Origin of the sequence: Streptomyces sp. NBC_00258, from assembly GCF_036182465.1 — a bacterium.
In the GTDB taxonomy this organism is placed as follows: domain Bacteria; phylum Actinomycetota; class Actinomycetes; order Streptomycetales; family Streptomycetaceae; genus Streptomyces.
Map to the genome: position 1 here is coordinate 8,568,022 of NZ_CP108081.1, position 17,759 is coordinate 8,585,780.

The 17,759-nt window shown below is 70.4% G+C and carries 15 protein-coding genes; 8 read left to right on the plus strand and 7 right to left on the minus strand.

Annotated features, from left to right (window positions below; genetic code table 11):
• Positions 1-3: 3 nt before the first annotated feature.
• Together OG718_RS38220 and cobT are read right to left on the minus strand one after the other, a co-directional pair.
• Positions 4-1,833, minus strand: a complete 1,830-nt coding sequence (locus OG718_RS38220) for a phosphatidylglycerol lysyltransferase domain-containing protein (RefSeq protein WP_143631144.1) — start codon at positions 1,831-1,833, stop codon at positions 4-6.
• Positions 1,834-2,075: 242 nt separating this feature from the next.
• Entirely contained in the window at positions 2,076-3,149 is a 1,074-nt protein-coding gene (gene cobT / locus OG718_RS38225) for a nicotinate-nucleotide--dimethylbenzimidazole phosphoribosyltransferase (protein ID WP_328846364.1), read from the minus strand.
• Between the two features lie 200 nt (positions 3,150-3,349).
• Here cobT and OG718_RS38230 point away from each other — a divergent pair, with 200 nt between their 5' ends.
• On the plus strand, positions 3,350-4,549 hold the full coding sequence (locus OG718_RS38230) for a class I SAM-dependent methyltransferase (protein ID WP_328846365.1): 1,200 nt from the start codon (positions 3,350-3,352) through the stop codon (positions 4,547-4,549).
• On the opposite strand, the gene OG718_RS38235 is transcribed toward OG718_RS38230, so the two are convergent.
• On the minus strand, positions 4,533-5,732 hold the full coding sequence (locus OG718_RS38235; RefSeq protein ID WP_328846366.1) for a bifunctional adenosylcobinamide kinase/adenosylcobinamide-phosphate guanylyltransferase: 1,200 nt from the start codon (positions 5,730-5,732) through the stop codon (positions 4,533-4,535). The genes OG718_RS38230 and OG718_RS38235 overlap by 17 nt on opposite strands.
• Before the next feature lie 215 nt (positions 5,733-5,947).
• Between OG718_RS38235 and OG718_RS38240 the strand changes: the two genes are divergently transcribed.
• Positions 5,948-6,160, plus strand: a complete 213-nt coding sequence (locus tag OG718_RS38240) for a hypothetical protein (protein ID WP_055618417.1) — start codon at positions 5,948-5,950, stop codon at positions 6,158-6,160.
• Positions 6,161-6,243: 83 nt separating this feature from the next.
• Here the strand turns inward: OG718_RS38240 and OG718_RS38245 are convergent, their stop codons facing one another.
• From OG718_RS38245 to OG718_RS38255, 3 genes are all read right to left on the minus strand, one after another.
• Positions 6,244-7,341, minus strand: a complete 1,098-nt coding sequence (locus tag OG718_RS38245) for a S1C family serine protease (RefSeq protein ID WP_328846367.1) — start codon at positions 7,339-7,341, stop codon at positions 6,244-6,246.
• Between the two features lie 62 nt (positions 7,342-7,403).
• Entirely contained in the window at positions 7,404-8,108 is a 705-nt protein-coding gene (locus OG718_RS38250) for a class I SAM-dependent methyltransferase (RefSeq protein WP_143632796.1), read from the minus strand.
• An 80-nt stretch (positions 8,109-8,188) separates the two neighbouring features.
• Positions 8,189-8,815 carry a DUF3043 domain-containing protein gene (locus tag OG718_RS38255; protein WP_143631134.1) on the minus strand — a complete coding sequence of 209 codons (627 nt, stop codon included), beginning with the start codon at positions 8,813-8,815 and terminating at the stop codon, positions 8,189-8,191.
• Positions 8,816-9,093: 278 nt separating this feature from the next.
• Between OG718_RS38255 and OG718_RS38260 the strand changes: the two genes are divergently transcribed.
• The 5 genes from OG718_RS38260 (at position 9,094) to OG718_RS38280 (ending at position 15,738) form a co-directional block, all read left to right on the plus strand.
• Positions 9,094-9,888 carry a PspA/IM30 family protein gene (locus OG718_RS38260; RefSeq protein ID WP_143631132.1) on the plus strand — a complete coding sequence of 265 codons (795 nt, stop codon included), beginning with the start codon at positions 9,094-9,096 and terminating at the stop codon, positions 9,886-9,888.
• Between the two features lie 40 nt (positions 9,889-9,928).
• Entirely contained in the window at positions 9,929-10,207 is a 279-nt protein-coding gene (gene pspAA / locus OG718_RS38265; RefSeq protein WP_143631130.1) for a PspA-associated protein PspAA, read from the plus strand.
• Positions 10,208-10,487: 280 nt separating this feature from the next.
• Positions 10,488-11,768, plus strand: a complete 1,281-nt coding sequence (locus OG718_RS38270; protein WP_143631128.1) for a sensor histidine kinase — start codon at positions 10,488-10,490, stop codon at positions 11,766-11,768.
• Positions 11,765-12,448 carry a response regulator transcription factor gene (locus tag OG718_RS38275; RefSeq protein ID WP_143631126.1) on the plus strand — a complete coding sequence of 228 codons (684 nt, stop codon included), beginning with the start codon at positions 11,765-11,767 and terminating at the stop codon, positions 12,446-12,448. Before OG718_RS38270 ends, OG718_RS38275 begins: the two co-directional genes overlap by 4 nt.
• Before the next feature lie 164 nt (positions 12,449-12,612).
• Positions 12,613-15,738 (plus strand): efflux RND transporter permease subunit, encoded by a 3,126-nt coding sequence (locus OG718_RS38280; RefSeq protein ID WP_143631125.1) that lies wholly within the window; start codon positions 12,613-12,615, stop codon positions 15,736-15,738.
• A gap of 90 nt (positions 15,739-15,828) precedes the next feature.
• On the opposite strand, the gene nadA is transcribed toward OG718_RS38280, so the two are convergent.
• Positions 15,829-17,013 carry a quinolinate synthase NadA gene (gene nadA, locus OG718_RS38285; protein ID WP_143631124.1) on the minus strand — a complete coding sequence of 395 codons (1,185 nt, stop codon included), beginning with the start codon at positions 17,011-17,013 and terminating at the stop codon, positions 15,829-15,831.
• A gap of 351 nt (positions 17,014-17,364) precedes the next feature.
• Between nadA and OG718_RS38290 the strand changes: the two genes are divergently transcribed.
• Positions 17,365-17,721: a HesB/IscA family protein gene (locus OG718_RS38290; RefSeq protein WP_055617203.1), complete on the plus strand. Its 357-nt coding sequence runs from the start codon at positions 17,365-17,367 to the stop codon at positions 17,719-17,721.
• Positions 17,722-17,759 lie beyond the last annotated feature (38 nt).

Here is a 17,759-nt window from a genome sequence, read left to right on the forward strand (position 1 = left end):
TACTCATCTGTGTGACTCCAGGTGCTTGCGGTGCAGCCACTTCGGCAGTCCCGGCGCCTCCAGGAACCCCTCCGCGCGGGCCGCGGCGATGCCGATGCGCGGCAGGTCGCCGCTCTTCTCGAAGAGCAGGAACCGTGGTTCCCAGATGGGCCGGTACTTGGCGTTGGCGCGGTACAGCGACTCGATCTGCCACCAGCGCGAGAAGAAACTGAGGAGTGACCTCCACAGCCGCAGTACCGGGCCCGCGCCGAGACGCCCGCCACGTTCGAAGACGGAACGGAACATCGCGAAGTTGAGCGAGACCTGCGTGATCCCGATCTCGGGGGCCTGCTGGAGGAGCTGGATGACCATGAACTCCATCAGCCCGTTCTCGGAGTCCCGGTCCCGCCGCATGAGATCGAGGGAGAGCCCGTGCGGCCCCCAGGGCACGAAGGAGAGCACCGCTCTCAGCTCGTCCGTGCCCTCCTCCGCGCGGCTGTTCGTGCATTCGAGCATCACGCACCGGCCGTCGCCCGGATCCCCGAGCCGCCCGAGCGCCATGCTGAAGCCTCGCTCGGTCGCCCCGTCCCGCCAGTCGTCGGCCCGCTTCAGCAGGTACGTCATCTCGTCGGCCGGGATGTCCTCGTGGCGCCGGATGCGGACCTCGTAGCCCGCGCGCTGGACGCGGTTGTAGGCCTGGCGGACGGTCCGCATGGCCCGCCCCTCCAGCGTGAACTCGGCCGTCTCGACGATCGCCTCGTCGCCGAGCTCCAGAGCGTCGAGGCCGTGGCGTGCGTAGATGGTCCCCGCCTCCTCGCTCGCGCCCATCACCGCCGGGATCCAGCCGTGGGCGCGCGCCTCGGCGAGCCAGGGATCGATGGCGCCGGGCCACGCCTCGGGATCGCCGATCGGGTCGCCGGAGGCCAGTGAGACACCACTGACGACGCGGTAGACGACGGCCGCCTTGCCGGTCGGCGACCACACCACGCTCTTCTCGCGGCGCAGCGCGAAGTAGCCGAGGGAGTCGCGGTCACCGTTCCTGTCGAGCAGCGCCCGCAGCCGCTCCTCGTCGCCCTCGGTGAGCGGGTCGACGGCGCGCCGGGATCGGAAGGCCGCGTAGAAGACGGCCAGGACCAGCAGGGTGCTGAGCACGTTGATGGTGACGTTCACCCAGTTGGGAGTCGTGATCCCGGGGAAACGGGAGTCGTCGGCTGCGACCGAGATCAGCCGCAGGGTGCCGTAGCGCCAGCGGTCGGGGAAGGTCGAGCTGTGCGCGTCGTGAGCGTCGTTCGTCACTGTCACCAGGAGTGCGGCGAGCAGCGAGCAGAGCAGCAGGCCGCCGACCGCGACGGCCGCCGCCAGCTTCGGGTTCGAGCGGTCGCCCTTCGCGTAGAACTCGCGCCGGCCGACGAAGAGGGACGCCACGAAGGCGGCCGTCAGGGCGAGGGAGATCCAGTTCTGCGGGTACTCGCGGATCTCCGGGAAGACCATCGCGAAGGCGAACAGCAGCAGGAAGAGCCCGCTGAGTACGAGGTTGAGGATCCAGGCGGCTCGTTTGCGGCGGCGCATCGTGATCGCCAGGAACATCGTGAACGCGCCCGACGCGAAGCCTGCCGTCAGGAGGTACGGGGTGAAGTAGTTCTCGGTGTTGTGGCGGCGTACGTCCTGGCCGAGGGAGACCCATACGGCGCTCAGGAAGTTGAGGAACGCGACGAGGCGGAGGTACCAGACGGCGAACGCGGCTGCTCTCCGTGAGGCGGGGGTGGTGGGGCGGGCGCCGTCGCCTGTGCGGGCGGGGGCCCGCTCTGGCTCCGGAGCCGGGGTTTGCTTGACGGCGATTCGGGCGCTTCCCATGAAACGGGATCATATGGGGCACCGTTGCGCGTGGGCGCCTACTGGGTGGGGTGGTTGCGCTGAGGGGCGGGTGCGGGTGCGGTGGGGGTTGCCCGCGCAGTTCCCCGCGCCCCTAAAAAGCAAGGGGCTACCGCCCCAAAGGCGAAAGGCAGGGGCGCAGCCCCTGCCTTTGTCTTTAGGGGCGCGGGGAACTGCGCGACAAGCCCCCACCGACCCGCACCCGACGAACGACCCCCAAGCCGCTATTCCTTCTCGGGGTCCTCGGAGCCCTCCGGGCTCTCCGGCAGCTCCGCGGCCAACGCCGCCGCGGCCTGCACCAAGGGCAGGGCGAGCAACGCCCCCGCCCCCTCCCCGACAGTCACCCCGTGATCGAGAAGCGGCTCGAGCGCCATCCGGTCGAACGCCTTCGCCTGGGCCGGCTCACCGCTGGTCTGCCCGGCCAGCCACCAGTCCGGCGCCCGGAAGGCAACCCGCTGCCCGACCAGCGCACAGGCCGCGGACACGACCCCGTCGAGGATCACGGGAGTCTTCCGCGCGGCACTCTGCAGCAGGAACCCGGTGATCGCGGCAAGGTCCGCCCCGCCCACCGCCGCGAGCAACTGCAGCTGATCCCCGAGAACGGGCCGGGCCCGCCGCAGGGCGTCCCGCACCGCCGCGCACTTCCGCATCCAGGCGAGGTCGTCGATGGCCCGCCCCCCGCGCCCGGTGACGACCGACGCGTCGGTGCCGCACAGCGCCGCGATCAGCACGGCCGCGGCGGTGGTTCCCCCGACGCTCACATCGCCGAGCACGACGAGATCGGTTCCGGAGTCAGCCTCCTCGTCCGCGACGGCGACCCCCGCGAGGAAGGCGGCCTCCGCCTCCTCCAGGGTCAGCGCGTCCTCCACGTCGATCCGCCCGGAGCCGCGCCGCACCCGATGCCGTACGACCTCGTCGGGCAGGCTCTCCGGCTCGCAGTCGAGCGCCATGTCCACCACGCGCACGGGCACCCCGAGCCGCCGGGCCAGCACCGAGACGGGGCTCGCGCCGTCGAGCACGGCACGCACCAGCTCGTCGGCGCTCCCCGCGGGCCGCGCCGACACCCCCAGTCCGGCGACCCCGTGGTCACCCGCGAACAGCACCACACGCGGACGCTCGATCGCCCGCACCGGCACGGCCGACTGCGCGGCCGCCAGCCACTCACCGAGGTCGTCGAGGCGTCCCAGGGCCCCGGGCGGCACGACCTGCCGCTCCCGGCGCGCCTCGGCGTCACGGCGCACACCGCCGTCGGGGCGCTCGATCAGATCGGTGAAGTCGTCGAGATTAAGCGAGCTCATTCGCCGAACAGTACCGGCAGTGATCGGGCCGGTCTCCTGACGGTCGGTCAGTGCGCTGCACGCGGTCGTTGCATCGAAGATCGCTATCCCATACGTTCCGGTTTGCAGTGGATTGTCATACCGGTTTGTATCGACCGGTAGTAGCTCATATCAGCCTCTACAGGGTCGTACCGCGTCGGACCGGCAGGAGCAGACAGACCATGCCCCCCACACCCGCAACACCCCCGACACCCGCAACACCCCCGACACCTGCAACACCCCCCGCACCCGCCACACCCCCCATCCAGCAGACCGCCGCCCGGCGCCGCGCCGCGTATCTCAGCGAACTCGCCCAGGGCACCGACCACTTCCACGAGCCCCGTCGGCCCGACTGCCCCTGGTGCGGCTCCCGACGGCTGCGCACCCGCCTGCGCACCCCGGACCTGCTCCAGCACAAGCCCGGCACCTTCGTCGTCGACGAGTGCGAGGACTGCGCCCACGCCTTCCAGAACCCCCGCCTCACCGCCGAGGGCCTGGCCTTCTACTACCGGGACTTCTACGAGGGCCACGAGCACCACGAGACCCACGAGGGCTTCGCCGAGCGGATCCTGCGAGCCCGCGCCGGACGCAGACGTCACGAGGCCGCCGCCCGCGCGATGCTCCCGTACCCGGAGCCCGAGAGCTGGCTGGACGTCGGCACCGGACACGGCCACTTCCCGGCAGCGGCCAAGGAGTTGTACACGTACACGTCCTTCGACGGGCTCGACCCCACCTCTCGCGTCGAGCAGGCACGGACGGCGGGCCGGGTCGAGGAGGCGCACCACGGCAGGCTGCCCGACCTGGTCGACCGGCTGCGCGCCCGCTACGACGTGGTCAGCATGTTCCACCACCTGGAGCACAGCCCCGACCCGCGCGAGGAACTGCGCGCCGCGCTCGCCGTACTGCGCCCCGGCGGGCATCTGCTCGTCGAAGTCCCGGACCCGGACTGCGCGTTCGGCGCGCTGCTCGGCAAGTGGTGGGTGTCCTACTGCCAGCCGCAGCACCTCCACCTCATGCCGCTGCGCAACCTGCTCGACGAACTCGACGAGCTCGGCTGCACGGTCGTCTCCACCGACCGCCGCGAACCGCACATCCCGTACGACCTGACGGGCGCCCTCGCGCTCGCGATCGGCAACCGGCTGCCGGGCGGCGACGAGCCCTGGCGCCCGAGCCCGCCGACCGACCTCCAGCGCACCCTCCGTACGGCCCTGACCCGGGCCACCACCCCGCTGCTCGCCTCGGCCCTCGTCCTGGACCACGCCCTGGCCCCGCTCCTGCGCCGCACCCGCTTCTCGAACGCGTACCGCATCATCGCCCGCAAGACGACAGGCAGGCCCTCCCTCCGGCCCGCGCCAACCCTTCCCGCTAGCCCTTCAGAGTGAGCGCCTGGCCCGCCACCACCAGCAGCACGTGCTCGCACTCGGTCGCGAACGCCGCGTTGAGGCGGCCGAGTTCGTCGCGGTAGCGGCGGCCGGAGGGGGTGGCGGGGACGATGCCGGAGCCGACCTCGTTCGAGACGGCGACCACCGTGCGACGGCTCTCGCGGACGGCGGCCGTCAGCTCCTCCACCCGGGCCCGCAGCGCACGCTCACCGCCACCGCCCCACTCGTCGTCGTCCCACGCGTTCACCGAGTCCATCGCGTCCGTCAGCCACAACGACAGACAGTCCACGAGCAGCGGCGCCCCGTCGTCCTTCAACAGGGGTACGAGGTCGCAGGTCTCGGCGGTGCGCCAGGAGCCGGGCCGCCGCTCACGATGGGCGTGCACCCGGGCCGCCCACTCGCCGTCCCCGTTCCGCGTCCCGCCGGTCGCCACGTACAGAACATCGGGGAAGGCCTCAAGGCGCCGCTCGGCCTCCACCGACTTCCCGGACCGGGCCCCGCCGAGCACCAGAGTCCGCCGGGGCACGTCGGGCACGTCCTCGTACACCCCCACCGTCAGCGTCGTACCGTCCGGCACCGCCCGTGCCCCCGCCGCCGCGAGCCGCCGCCCCAGCTCCCGGCCGGGCGGCACGTCGTGGTCGAGGTGCACCGCGATCACGTCCGTGGCCGGCCCGACGGCCCCCGCCAGCCGCAGCCGGGCCAACGCGTCCGGCCGCCCGACGACATCGGCGACCACCATGTCGTACGTCCCGGCCGCCTCCTCGAGACCCGCGGGAGCCGCGCCGGGCGGCAGATACAGCAGCCGCTGGCCGTCGGGCCCCGTCACGGCGTACCCGGTGCCCGGCGCGTCCATCGGCACCGCCCGCACCCGATGCCCCGTCAGCAGCGCCAGCTCCCGCCCGTCCGGCACCCGCCCCGGCTGCGGCAGCCCCGCCGGCACCTCCACCGCGGGCCCGTTGTGCGGATGCGACAGCAACACCTGCCGCACCCCACCCAACGACCGCCCGGCCCGAGCCGCGGCAAAGGCCGCCCCGGGCGTCAGATCCAGCAACAAGGCCCCGTCGACCAACAAGGCGGCAGCCGCCCGCGCATCCACACCCAGCGCCACCGCACAAGCAGCACAGGGACAGTCGGGCCGAGGCAGCCCCGAGGGCCCACCGGTACCAAGCAAAGTAACTTCCACGGTTTTGATTTTTCCGTGTGGCTTCCGGTCCTGCGCGTCAAGGGGTACACAAAGGCGACCCTTTTGGGGGCGCGGGGACCTGCGCGACAAGCCCCCACCAACCCGCAGACAGCACTCAACGGTTCACGACCTGCACCTTTGAACACCGCACGACCACCAGACCGCCTAGGCTTCAGGGCGAGGCCCGATCTTGCTGGGAACTTTGGGAGGCTGACATGGCGGCATGGACGTGGCGGTTCGAGAAGGCCGACGGGACGGAAGTCCAGCCCGCGGTCCAGCCCGAGGAGTTCACCACCCAGGGCGACGCGGAGTCCTGGCTCGGCGAACACTGGAAGGCGCTGGCCGAAGCGGGAGCGGACCAGGTCCGGCTCTCCGAGGACGCCACGGAGATCTACGGGCCGATGAGCCTGCACGCAGAGGCTTCCTAGGCCCCCGTAGCCCGTACGCGTGAGGGCCGCGGCCGTACGAACGACCGCGGCCCCTCCGCCACCCGCCTTCACCGCCTGCCGGGTCACTGCTCGCCGAGTGTCACCTCGGCGCTCTCCTCGTCACCGTCGCGTGTGTATGTCACCCGCGCCTTCTCGCCCGGCTGCTGGGCCGCGAGCGCCTCGGAGAGCGAGGTGATCGTGGTGATCCCGGTGTCACCCAGCCCGGTGATGACATCCCCGCGCTCGATCCCCGCTTTCGCGGCCGCGCCGCCGTCCTTGACCTCGACCACCGCGACCCCGACGGGTCGGTAGTCGGCGCCCACCACGGTCCGGGCGGTGATGCCGAGCGCGGCCCGCCCCGAATCGGTGACCCTGCCGTCCTCGACGATCTGGTCGGCGACCGTGCGCACCATCGACGAGGGAATCGCGAATCCGATGCCCGCCGCCGCGCCCTCGCCCATGCCGGGATCGGTCGCGGCGAGCGTCGGGATGCCGATGACCTGCCCGTCGAGGTCGACGAGGGCGCCACCGCTGTTGCCCGGGTTGATCGCGGCCGACGTCTGCACCATGTTGGCGATGGTGGCGCCCGTCCCGCCGTCCGTACTGCCCTCGCTGACGGTGCGTCCGGTCGCCGACACGATGCCCTGGGTGACGCTGGACGACAGCCCGAGCGGGGAGCCCATCGCCAGCACGATCTGGCCGACGTCCACTTTCGAGGAGTCCCCGAACCCGGCCGCCTTGAGCCCTTCCGGCTTCCGGTCCAGCTTGATGACCGCGAGATCCTGCTGCGGGTACGTGTAGACGAGCTTCGCGGTCAACTCGTCCTCGCTGTTGGCCGTCGTCACCTTGAAGGTCTTCTCGTCCCCGACCACGTGCGCGTTCGTGACGATGTGCCCCTTGTCGTCGTACACGACCCCGGAGCCCAGATCGCTGGTCGCCCGGATCTGCACGACCGACGGCAGGACGTCCTTGATCACCTTCTGGTAGTCGTCCTGCAGATCGTTCGCGGCCCGGGGAGCGGCGGCCCGGGCGGCCTTGGTGCCACCTTCGCTCCCGGTCGACGCCCCACTGCCGGAACACCCACCGAGCAGGACCACGCAGCAGCAGCCGACGATCAAGGGAAGAACCCGGGCAGGGCCACGGCCACGGCCACGGAGCCGGGCACGCGATGCATCATCCATGTCCCGAGTCTTGCCTCGGGGCGGTGGGTCCGGCCTGTGGTGCGGGGCCGAACAGGGGGTTCTCAGCCGCGTACGCCGCACAGGTGAAGAAGGGCCGCCACCCGGCGGTACGGATCCGTGCGCCCGGCCCGCTCCTCGGCGGCCAGCAGCGTCTCCACGTCGTCCGGGACGGCCGCGTCGTCCGCCGCGGTGTCCGTGAAGACCCGCACCCCGTACCAGGCGTGCAGCGGCGCCCCGATCCCGGCGAGCGTGCCGGTGAGCGCGTCCAGCCGGTCGGCCCGTACGTCGAGTCCGAGGCGGTTCGTGTACGCGCTGGTGTCGAAGGAGGCCAGCGTGCCCGCCCAGTCGCCGGCCAGCCCCGGCCGCATGGCCAGCGCGTCGGCGTTCCGTACGAGCAAGGAGAGCAGTCCGCCGGGGGCCAGCATCCGGGCGAGCCCGGCGAGGAGCGGGTCGGGCTCCTCGACGTACATCAGCACGCCGTGGCACAGCACCACGTCGAAGCTGCCCGGCAGGAAGTGGACGCCGGTGTCCCGCCCGTCGCTCTCGACGAGCCGCACGCGACTGCGGATCCCCTCCGGCTCGGCGGCGAGGCTCTCACGCGCGACGGCGATCATCGTGGAGTCCTGCTCGACCCCCGTGACCTGATGCCCGGCGCGGGCCAGCCGCAGCGCCTGCGTGCCCTGGCCCATGCCCACGTCGAGCACGCGCAGCCGCTGCCCCACGGGGAACCGCCCGGCTATCTGCTCGTCGAGCTGCCGGGCGACCAGTTCCTGCCGTACGACATCACGCAGGCCGCCCAGCTTGCTCAGCCAGGCATCGGCGGCGCCCCCCGCGAAAGATGCCGCGCTCAGGGCCGCTCTCCGCGCTTGACCTGCGGCTTCGGCAGCCGGAGGCGACGCATCTGGAGGCTGCGCATCAGCGCGTAGGCGACCGCGCCGCGCTTGGGCTCGTCCGGGTAGCGCGCGTTCAGCTGCTTCTTCATGCGGATCGCGATGCCGATCGAGTCGACCACGATCATCACGATCACGAAGAGCCACAGCAGCAGAGCCACGTTCTGCAGCTGGGCGATCTGGACCATGCTCAGGACGAGGATGATCACCGCCAGCGGCAGGAAGAACTCGGCGATGCAGAACCGCGAGTCGATGAAGTCGCGCGCGAACTTGCGCACGGGGCCCTTGTCACGGGCGGGCAGATAGCGCTCGTCCCCACTGGCGAGCGCTTCGCGCTGCTTCGCCATCTGGGTACGGCGATCGTCACGCTGCCGCTTGGCGGCCTCCTTGCGCGTCGTCGGCGTATTGGCCACGCTGCGGCGCTGGGACTGGGCCTCACTGCGCTTGGGCGTGGGCCGACCCTTGGGGGCCTGCGGGTCACGGGGCTGAGTGGAGTCGGTCACCGGCGCCTTGTCGGCGTGGGCCTTCTCATCCTTGGCACGGCTACGGAACACAAAACCCAAGGGTAATGGGTACGGAGGCATGGACGTCAGCCCAGTGGGGAACGATCCGGCAACACCGGTCGTCTGTAGGGGGACAGAGGAGCCTGAAAAGGGGTGGCTGCCTACGGTTCTCCCGGCCGACCCCGGGACGAACCCAGGGGGACACCTACTCCCTACGCCGGAGCAAGATCCTTCACAGTCGTCCTTGGGGATGAGCGCATCCGTCCCCGAACAGTGCGGTAATGGATGCAGGGCCCGTACTGTGGGTTCTGTTGCAGTCGCTGGAGCTGGAGTCCGTCAGAAGGGGGCGCGCGAAGCCCATGAGCGGTGTCATGAAGCGTATGGGGATGATCTTCCGCGCGAAGGCGAACAAGGCCCTTGACCGGGCCGAGGACCCGCGCGAAACCCTCGACTACTCGTACCAGAAGCAGCTGGAGCTGCTGCAGAAGGTGCGCCGCGGAGTCGCCGATGTGGCGACCTCCCGCAAGCGCCTGGAGCTGCAGCTGAACCAGCTTCAGAACCAGTCCTCCAAGCTGGAGGACCAGGGCCGCAAGGCGCTCGCGCTCGGTCGCGAGGACCTGGCCCGTGAGGCGCTGTCGCGCCGTGCCGCGCTCCAGCAGCAGGTCACCGACCTGGAGACGCAGCACCAGACCCTCCAGGGCGAGGAGGAGAAGCTGACCCTCGCGGCGCAGCGGCTCCAGGCCAAGGTCGACGCCTTCCGGACCAAGAAGGAAACGATCAAGGCGACGTACACGGCCGCCCAGGCGCAGACCCGGATCGGCGAGGCCTTCTCGGGCATCTCCGAGGAGATGGGCGACGTCGGGATGGCCATCCAGCGGGCCGAGGACAAGACGGCGCAGCTCCAGGCGCGCGCCGGTGCCATCGACGAGCTGCTCGCCTCAGGCGCCCTCGACGACTCCTCCGGGCTCGCCAAGGACGACATCCAGACCGAGCTCGACCGGCTCTCCGGCGGCACGGACGTGGAGCTGGAGCTCCAGCGCATGAAGGCCGAGCTTGCCGGCGGTTCCTCCTCCCAGCAGGCGATCGAGGGCGGCAAGGACCAGACTCAGTCCCAGCAGCAGTCGCAGGACACTCCGCGCTTCGACAAGCAGTAGCAGCAGCCGCAGGCAGCAGTCCCACGCCTAGGAGGGCGTCATGATCGTACGGATCATGGGGGAGGGACAGGTGAGGCTGGACGACGGCCACCTCACCGAACTGAACAAGCTGGACGACGAGCTCCTCGCGGAGATGGAGTCCGGTGACGAGGAGGGCTTCCGGCGCACGCTGGGGGCGCTCCTCGACGCGGTTCGCCGCCTGGGCGCGCCACTCCCTGACGCCGCCCTCGAACCCTCCGAGCTCATCCTTCCGTCCCCGGACGCCACCCTCTCCGAGGTCCGAGAGATGCTGAACGACGACGGCTTGATCCCCGGCTGACTTTTTCTCGCCCCCGCCGCCCCTACCCATTCCCGTCACTACTCGGGGGCGCTGCCCCCGAACCCCCGCTGCGCAGTTCCCCGCGCCCCCAAAGGGGCGCGGGGAACTGCGCGATCAGCCACAACGAACCCGCACCCGAAATCGCACCCCACGGGGTCTGGGGCGGAGCCCCAGAAGGATGGGACGGGTAGGGGCGGCGGGGGCGAAAAACGTGGGCCCCGGCCCGATTACCGGTGGCACCAGTTCCGCCCCCTGCAAGGGCCCCGTACCGTAAACGAACGTGAGCACACTGGAGCGAGCCCGGGACCGCCTGCGGGCATACCCGCTGGTGGTGGACGGCGCCCTCGCGGCAGCAGTCCTCGCCTGCATGGTCGTCGGCTCGTTCGCGGAGCCGAACGGACGACACGGCGGCCCGGACTGGGGCACCCGCACCCCCGACGCCCTCAGCCTCACCCTCATGCTGCTGGCCGCGACGGCCCTGGTTTTCCGCCGCAGCCACCCCCTGAGGGTCCTCGTCGCGACGAGCGCCCTGTCGGTCGTGGAGGTCGTGACGGGCGACCCCAGGGCCCCCGTGGTGATGTCCGCCGTCGTCGCCCTCTACACGGTGGCGTCGGCGACCGACCGTCCCACCACCTGGCGCGTCGGCCTCCTCACCATGACGGTCCTGACCGGCATCGCCATGCTCGCCGGCCCCCTGCCCTGGTACGCGCAGGAGAACCTCGGCATCTTCGCCTGGACTGGCATGGCCGCGGCCGCGGGCGACGCGGTCCGCAGCCGCCGCGCCTTCGTGCACGCCATACGCGAACGAGCCGAGCGCGCCGAGCGAACCCGCGAGGAGGAGGCCCGCCGCCGCGTCGCCGAGGAACGTCTCCGCATCGCCCGCGACCTGCACGACGTCGTCGCCCACCACATCGCCCTCGTCAACGTGCAGGCCGGAGTGGCCGCGCACGTCATGGACAAGCGCCCCGACCAGGCCAAGGAAGCCCTCGCCCACGTCCGCGAGGCCAGCCGCTCCGCGCTCAACGAACTCCGCGCCACGGTCGGCCTGCTGAGACAGTCCGGCGACCCCGAGGCACCCACCGAACCGGCCCCGGGCCTGCACCGCCTCGAAGAACTGGTCGGCACGTTCCGCAGCGCCGGCCTGCCCGTGGAGGTGGCCCGCACCGACCACGGCACCACCCTCCCCGCCGCCGTCGACCTGGCCGCGTACCGCGTCATCCAGGAAGCCCTCACCAATGTGCAGAAGCACGCGGGCCCCGAAGCGAAGGCCGAGGTCAGCGTCGTACGCGTGGGGCCGAACGTGGAGATCACCGTCCTCGACAACGGACCGGGCGACGACGCGGCGGCCCGCCTGGAGGAGAACGGCGGCCACGGACTGCTCGGCATGCGCGAGCGGGTCACCGCGCTGAGCGGCGTCTGCACCGCCGGACCCCGATACGGAGGCGGCTTCCGGGTCCATGCGATCCTGCCGGTCAAGAGCCGCACCGGAAGCACCGCGTCCTCCACAGCGGCATCCGCACCGGCGGCCTCGACCACGGCACCCACGGGGGACCCCGCATGACCATCCGCGTCCTGCTCGCCGACGACCAGGCACTGCTGCGCAGCGCGTTCCGTGTGCTGGTCGACTCCGAGCCCGACATGGAGGTCGTGGGAGAGGCCTCGGACGGGGCGGAGGCCGTGCGGATGGCCCGTGACGAGCGGGCCGACGTCGTGCTCATGGACATCCGCATGCCCGGCACCGACGGTCTCGCCGCGACACGGCTCATCAGCGCCGACCCGGGCCTCGCCCACGTACGCGTCGTCATGCTGACGACCTTCGAGGTCGACGAGTACGTGGTGCAGTCGCTGCGCGCCGGAGCCTCCGGGTTCCTCGGCAAGGGCTCCGAGCCGGACGAACTGCTCAACGCGATCCGGATCGCGGCGGGTGGCGAGGCGCTGCTGTCACCGGCCGCCACCAAGGGGCTGATCGCGAAGTTCCTAGCCCAGGGCGACGGCGATGACGACGACCGGGACCCCGGCCGCGCCGAACGCCTCGAAGCGCTGACCGTCCGCGAGCGCGAGGTCCTCGTCCAGGTCGCCGGCGGGCACTCCAACGACGAGATCGCCGAGCGCCTCACGGTCAGCCCGCTCACGGTGAAGACGCACGTCAACCGGGCCATGGCCAAGCTGGGAGCCCGCGACCGGGCACAGCTGGTGGTCATCGCGTACGAGTCCGGACTGGTACGCCCAAGGGTGGAGTGAGCTCCACCCGCACATACTGCGGTCGCGGTATGCGCGGCATAAGGAAACGGGACTTGGGGGCGAGGGTAGGGCCTCACCCATGGCTCAGAGTGATAGGCGGACGCTCACATGAGCCCATTCTGCCGCTCCAGAGACTCAAGCCACAGAAGAGAGACCCGTCACCCATGTCCTGGCTGTCCCGCTTCAGCCTCGCCCAACGGGCCCTCATCGGGCTCATGTCGATCATCGCCCTGGCCTTCGGGGCGATAGCCATCCCGCAGCTCAAGCAGCAGCTGCTGCCCACCATCGAACTGCCCATGGTGTCGGTGATCGCGCCGTACCAGGGCGCGTCCCCCGACGTGGTCGAGAAGCAGGTCGTCGAGCCCATCGAGGACAACCTCGAAGCGGTCGACGGGATCTCCGGCGTCACCTCCACGGCCAGCGAGGGCAACGCCCTGATCATGGCCTCCTTCGACTACGGCAACGACTCCGCCCGGATCGTCGCCGACGTCCAGCAGGCCGTGAACCGTGCCCGTGTGCAGCTCCCGGACGACGTGGACCCGCAGGTCGTCGCCGGTTCCACGGACGACATCCCGACCGTGGTCCTCGCCGTCACCTCCGACAAGGACCAGCAGGCCCTCTCGGACCAGCTCGACCGCACGGTCGTCCCCGCGCTGAAGGACATCGACGGCGTCGGCCAGGTCACCGTCGACGGCGTACAGGACCTTCAGGTCTCGGTCACGCCCGACGACGCGAAGCTGGCGAAGGCCGGGCTGACCACGGCCGCGCTCGGCCAGGCCCTCCAGGCGGGCGGCGCGACCCTCCCGGCCGGTTCCTTCGACGAGGGCGGCAGCAACCGCACGGTCCAGGTCGGCGGCGGCTTCACCTCGCTGAAGCAGATCGAGGACCTGATGGTCACCGGCGAGGGCGGCAAGAAGCCCGTACGTCTCGGTGCCGTCGCCACCGTCGAGGAGGAGCCCGCCAGGGCGGACTCCATCACCCGCACCGACGGCAGGCCCAGCCTCGCGGTCTCCGTCACCATGGACCACGACGGCAGCGCGGTCGCGGTCTCCGACGCCGTCCAGGACAAGCTGTCCGGTCTGCGCAAGGACCTCGGCTCCGGCGCGACGCTGACCGTCGTCAGCGACCAGGGCCCGGCCGTCTCCAAGTCCATCAAGGGCCTGACCACCGAGGGCGCCCTCGGTCTGCTCTTCGCGGTCCTGGTCATCCTGGTCTTCCTGGCGTCGATCCGTTCGACGCTGGTCACCGCGGTCTCCATCCCGCTGTCGGTCGTCCTCGCGCTGATCGTGCTGTGGACCCGCAGCGAGTCGCTCAACATCCTGACGCTGGGCGCCCTGACCATCGCCATAGGCCGGGTCGTCGACGACTCGATCGTGGTCCTCGAGAACATCAAGCGGCACCTCGGCTACGGCGAGGAGCGCCAGGAGGCGATCCTCAAGGCCGTACGCGAGGTAGCGGGCGCGGTCACCTCCTCGACGCTCACCACGGTCGCGGTGTTCCTGCCCATCGGTCTGACCGGCGGCATGGTCGGCGAGCTCTTCGGCTCGTTCTCCCTCACCGTCACGGCGGCCCTGCTGGCCTCGCTGATCGTCTCGCTGACGGTCGTACCGGTGCTCTCGTACTGGTTCCTGCGCGCCCCCAAGGACGTGCGCGGCATCGACCCGGAGGAGGCGCGCCGCAAGGCCGAGGAGAAGGAGGCGCGCAGCCGCCTCCAGCGCATCTACGTGCCCGTGCTGCGCTTCGCGACCCGGCGCCGCCTCACCAGCGTGGCGATCGCCGTGGTGGTCCTCGTCGGTACGTTCGGTATGGCGCCCCTGCTGAAGACGAACTTCTTCGACCAGGGCGAGCAGGAAGTCATCACGGTCAAGCAGGAGTTGAAGCCCGGCACCAGCCTGGCGGCGACCGACGCCGAGGCCAAGAAGGTCGAGAAGATGCTCGACGGCGTCAAGGGCGTCGAGGACTACCAGGTCACGGTCGGCTCCTCCGGCTTCATGGCCGCGTTCGGCGGGGGCACGGACACCAACCAGGCCTCCTACACCGTCAAGGTCGCCGACTCGGCCTCCTTCGACGACGTCCAGGACGGTATCGAGGAGGGGCTCGGCAAGCTCTCCGGGATCGGTACGACGACGGTCGCGGCCGGTGACGGCTTCGGCAGCCAGGACCTGAGCGTCGTGGTGAAGTCGGCCGACGCCGCCGTACTGCGCGAGGCCGCGGAGGAGGTCCGGGACGCGGTAGCCGGGCTCGACGACGTCACCGACGTGACGAGCGACCTCGCCCAGTCCGTGCCGCGGATCTCGGTCAGGGCCAACGACAAGGCCGCCGCGGCCGGGTTCAACGACACGACCCTCGGCGCGGCCGTCGCCCAGGCGGTGCGCGGCACCACCAGCGGCAAGGCGATCCTGGACGACACCGAGCGCGACGTCGTCATCAAGTCGGCGAAGCCGGCCGAGACGCTGTCCGAGCTGAGGAGCCTCAGCCTCGGGTCCGTGAAGCTCGGTGACATCGCGACGGTGAAGCTGGTCGACGGGCCGGTCTCGATGACCCGTATCGACGGCCAGCGCGCGGCCACCATCACGGCGAAGCCGACCGGTGACAACACGGGCGCGGTCAGCGCCGACCTCACGGCCAAGCTCGACAAGCTGAAGCTGCCGGCCGGTGCCACGGCCGCCATCGGCGGTGTGTCCGAGGACCAGGACGACGCGTTCGCGTCCCTCGGCCTCGCGATGCTCGCGGCGATCGCGATCGTCTTCATGCTGCTGGTCGCGACCTTCCGGTCGCTGATCCAGCCGCTGATCCTGCTCGTCTCGATCCCGTTCGCGGCGACGGGCGCGATCGGTCTGCTGGTCGTCACCGGTACGCCGATGGGTGTGCCGTCGATGATCGGCATGCTGATGCTCATCGGCATCGTCGTCACCAACGCGATCGTGCTGATCGACCTGATCAACCAGTACCGCAAGCAGGGGTACGGCGTTGTCGAGGCCGTGGTGGAAGGCGGCCGGCACCGGCTCCGCCCGATCCTCATGACGGCCCTGGCGACCATCTTCGCCCTGCTGCCCATGGCGCTCGGCATCACCGGTGAGGGCGGCTTCATCGCCCAGCCGCTGGCGGTGGTGGTGATCGGCGGTCTGATCACGTCGACGCTGCTGACGCTGCTTCTGGTGCCGACGCTCTACGCGATGGTCGAACTCCGCAAGGAGCGCCGCGCGAAGAAGAAGGCCGCGAAGCGGGAGAAGAAGGCCGAGGCCTCCGGCTCCTCCAACTCGGGTGACCCGGAGCCCGTGGGGGTGTAGGTGGGGCGGGGGCTCCGCCCCCGAACCCCCGTTGCGCAGTTCCCCGCGCCCCTGAAAGGGGGCGCGGGGAACTGCGCAATCTTTTTGGCTTTACGGCAGTGCCAGCATCCGTTCCAGCGCCAGCTTGGCGAACTGCTCGGTCTCCCGGTCCACCTCGATGCGGTTGACGAGGTTGCCCTCGGCCAGGGACTCCAGGGTCCAGACCAGGTGGGGGAGGTCGATGCGGTTCATGGTCGAGCAGAAGCAGACCGTCTTGTCGAGGAAGACGACCTCCTTGTCCTCGCTCGCGAAACGGTTCGCCAGCCGCCGTACGAGGTTCAGCTCCGTGCCGATCGCCCACTTGGAACCGGCCGGGGCCGCCTCCAGGGCCTTGATGATGTACTCCGTGGAACCCACGTAGTCGGCCGCCTCGACGACCTCGTGCTTGCACTCGGGGTGCACCAGGACGTTCACACCGGGGATCCGGGCGCGCACGTCGTTGACCGAGTCGACGGAGAAACGGCCGTGCACCGAGCAGTGGCCCCGCCAGAGGATCATCTTGGCGTCGCGGAGCTGCTCGGCCGTGAGCCCGCCGTTCGGCTTGTGGGGGTTGTAGAGGACGCAGTCCTCCAGAGTCATCCCCATGTCGCGGACGGCCGTGTTGCGGCCCAGGTGCTGGTCGGGCAGGAAGAGCACCTTCTCGCCCTGCTCGAAGGCCCACTCCAGCGCCTTCTTGGCGTTGGACGAGGTGCAGATCGTGCCCCCGTGCTTGCCGGTGAACGCCTTGATGTCCGCGGAGGAGTTCATGTACGAGACGGGCACGACCTGCTCGGCCACCCCGGCGTCGGTCAGCACGTCCCAGCACTCGGCGACCTGCTCGGCGGTGGCCATGTCGGCCATCGAGCAGCCGGCGGCCAGGTCGGGCAGAACGACCTTCTGGTCGTCGGAGGTCAGGATGTCCGCCGACTCGGCCATGAAGTGCACACCGCAGAACACGATGTACTCGGCCTCGGGGCGCGCGGCGGCGTCCCGGGCCAGTTTGAAGGAGTCCCCCGTGACATCCGCGAACTGGATGACCTCGTCGCGCTGATAGTGGTGGCCGAGGACGAAGACCTTGCTCCCGAGCTTCTCCTTGGCCGCGCGGGCGCGCTCGACCAGGTCCGGGTCGGACGGCGAGGGCAGGTCACCGGGACATTCGACGCCGCGCTCGCTCCTGGGGTCGGCCTCACGGCCGAGGAGCAGCAGGGCGAGGGGCGTCGGCTGTACGTCGAGCTCCTGGGTCTGGGCGGTGGTCACGACACGCACCCTTTCTGTTCTGCGGCCCGCTTGGATCGACCGGCTGGAACGATCAAGCAGAACAAGCCTTTTCGTCGAAATGACACTATCTATCATAACCGCTTCACGTCAGTTTGACGATGCCCATAGCGTCCATGTGACGTGAATCCCGTGGGGTGGTCGACGGGGTGGTCGCGGGGTGTTCGGCGAGGTGTGGGCGGTGGTTGTCCACAGGCCGTTTTCCGCTTCCGGGTGGGTGTGCGAGCATGAAGAGAGAAGCCAAAGACTTAACGCTCGGCGCGGAATGAATCCGCGGCTCCGACGGTTGCAACCGTCGGCAAGCAGTCTCCGTACAACCCGGGAGAGAAGCAGATGTCCGTATCGGACGAGACCACCACCGTGAGCGACGGCATCCTCCTGTCGGACGCCGCCGCGGCCAAGGTCCAGGGCCTGCTGGAGCAGGAAGGCCGCGACGATCTGGCGCTGCGTGTCGCCGTTCAGCCCGGCGGCTGCTCCGGCCTGCGGTACCAGCTCTTCTTCGACGAGCGCTCCCTCGACGGCGACGTCGTCAAGGAGTTCGGCAGCGTGAAGGTCGTCACCGACCGCATGAGCGCTCCGTACCTGGGCGGCGCCTCCATCGACTTCGTGGACACCATCGAGAAGCAGGGCTTCACGATCGACAACCCGAACGCGACGGGTTCCTGCGCCTGCGGCGACTCGTTCAGCTAAGCCTGCTGCTTGCGTTTGACGGATGACGGCCGGGTCCG

Bases quoted from the DNA above. Each gene is read 5' to 3' on its own strand.
- OG718_RS38240 (WP_055618417.1), top strand. From the start codon at position 5,948: ATGGCGGCATGGACGTGGCGGTTCGAGAAGGCCGACGGGACGGAAGTC.
- OG718_RS38290 (WP_055617203.1), top strand. From the start codon at position 17,365: ATGTCCGTATCGGACGAGACCACCACCGTGAGCGACGGCATCCTCCTG.
- pspAA (WP_143631130.1), top strand. From the start codon at position 9,929: ATGATCGTACGGATCATGGGGGAGGGACAGGTGAGGCTGGACGACGGC.
- OG718_RS38230 (WP_328846365.1), top strand. From the start codon at position 3,350: ATGCCCCCCACACCCGCAACACCCCCGACACCCGCAACACCCCCGACA.
- cobT (WP_328846364.1), bottom strand. From the start codon at position 3,149: ATGAGCTCGCTTAATCTCGACGACTTCACCGATCTGATCGAGCGCCCC.
- OG718_RS38260 (WP_143631132.1), top strand. From the start codon at position 9,094: ATGAGCGGTGTCATGAAGCGTATGGGGATGATCTTCCGCGCGAAGGCG.
- OG718_RS38275 (WP_143631126.1), top strand. From the start codon at position 11,765: ATGACCATCCGCGTCCTGCTCGCCGACGACCAGGCACTGCTGCGCAGC.
- OG718_RS38245 (WP_328846367.1), bottom strand. From the start codon at position 7,341: ATGGATGATGCATCGCGTGCCCGGCTCCGTGGCCGTGGCCGTGGCCCT.
- OG718_RS38220 (WP_143631144.1), bottom strand. From the start codon at position 1,833: ATGGGAAGCGCCCGAATCGCCGTCAAGCAAACCCCGGCTCCGGAGCCA.
- OG718_RS38280 (WP_143631125.1), top strand. From the start codon at position 12,613: ATGTCCTGGCTGTCCCGCTTCAGCCTCGCCCAACGGGCCCTCATCGGG.
- OG718_RS38255 (WP_143631134.1), bottom strand. From the start codon at position 8,815: ATGCCTCCGTACCCATTACCCTTGGGTTTTGTGTTCCGTAGCCGTGCC.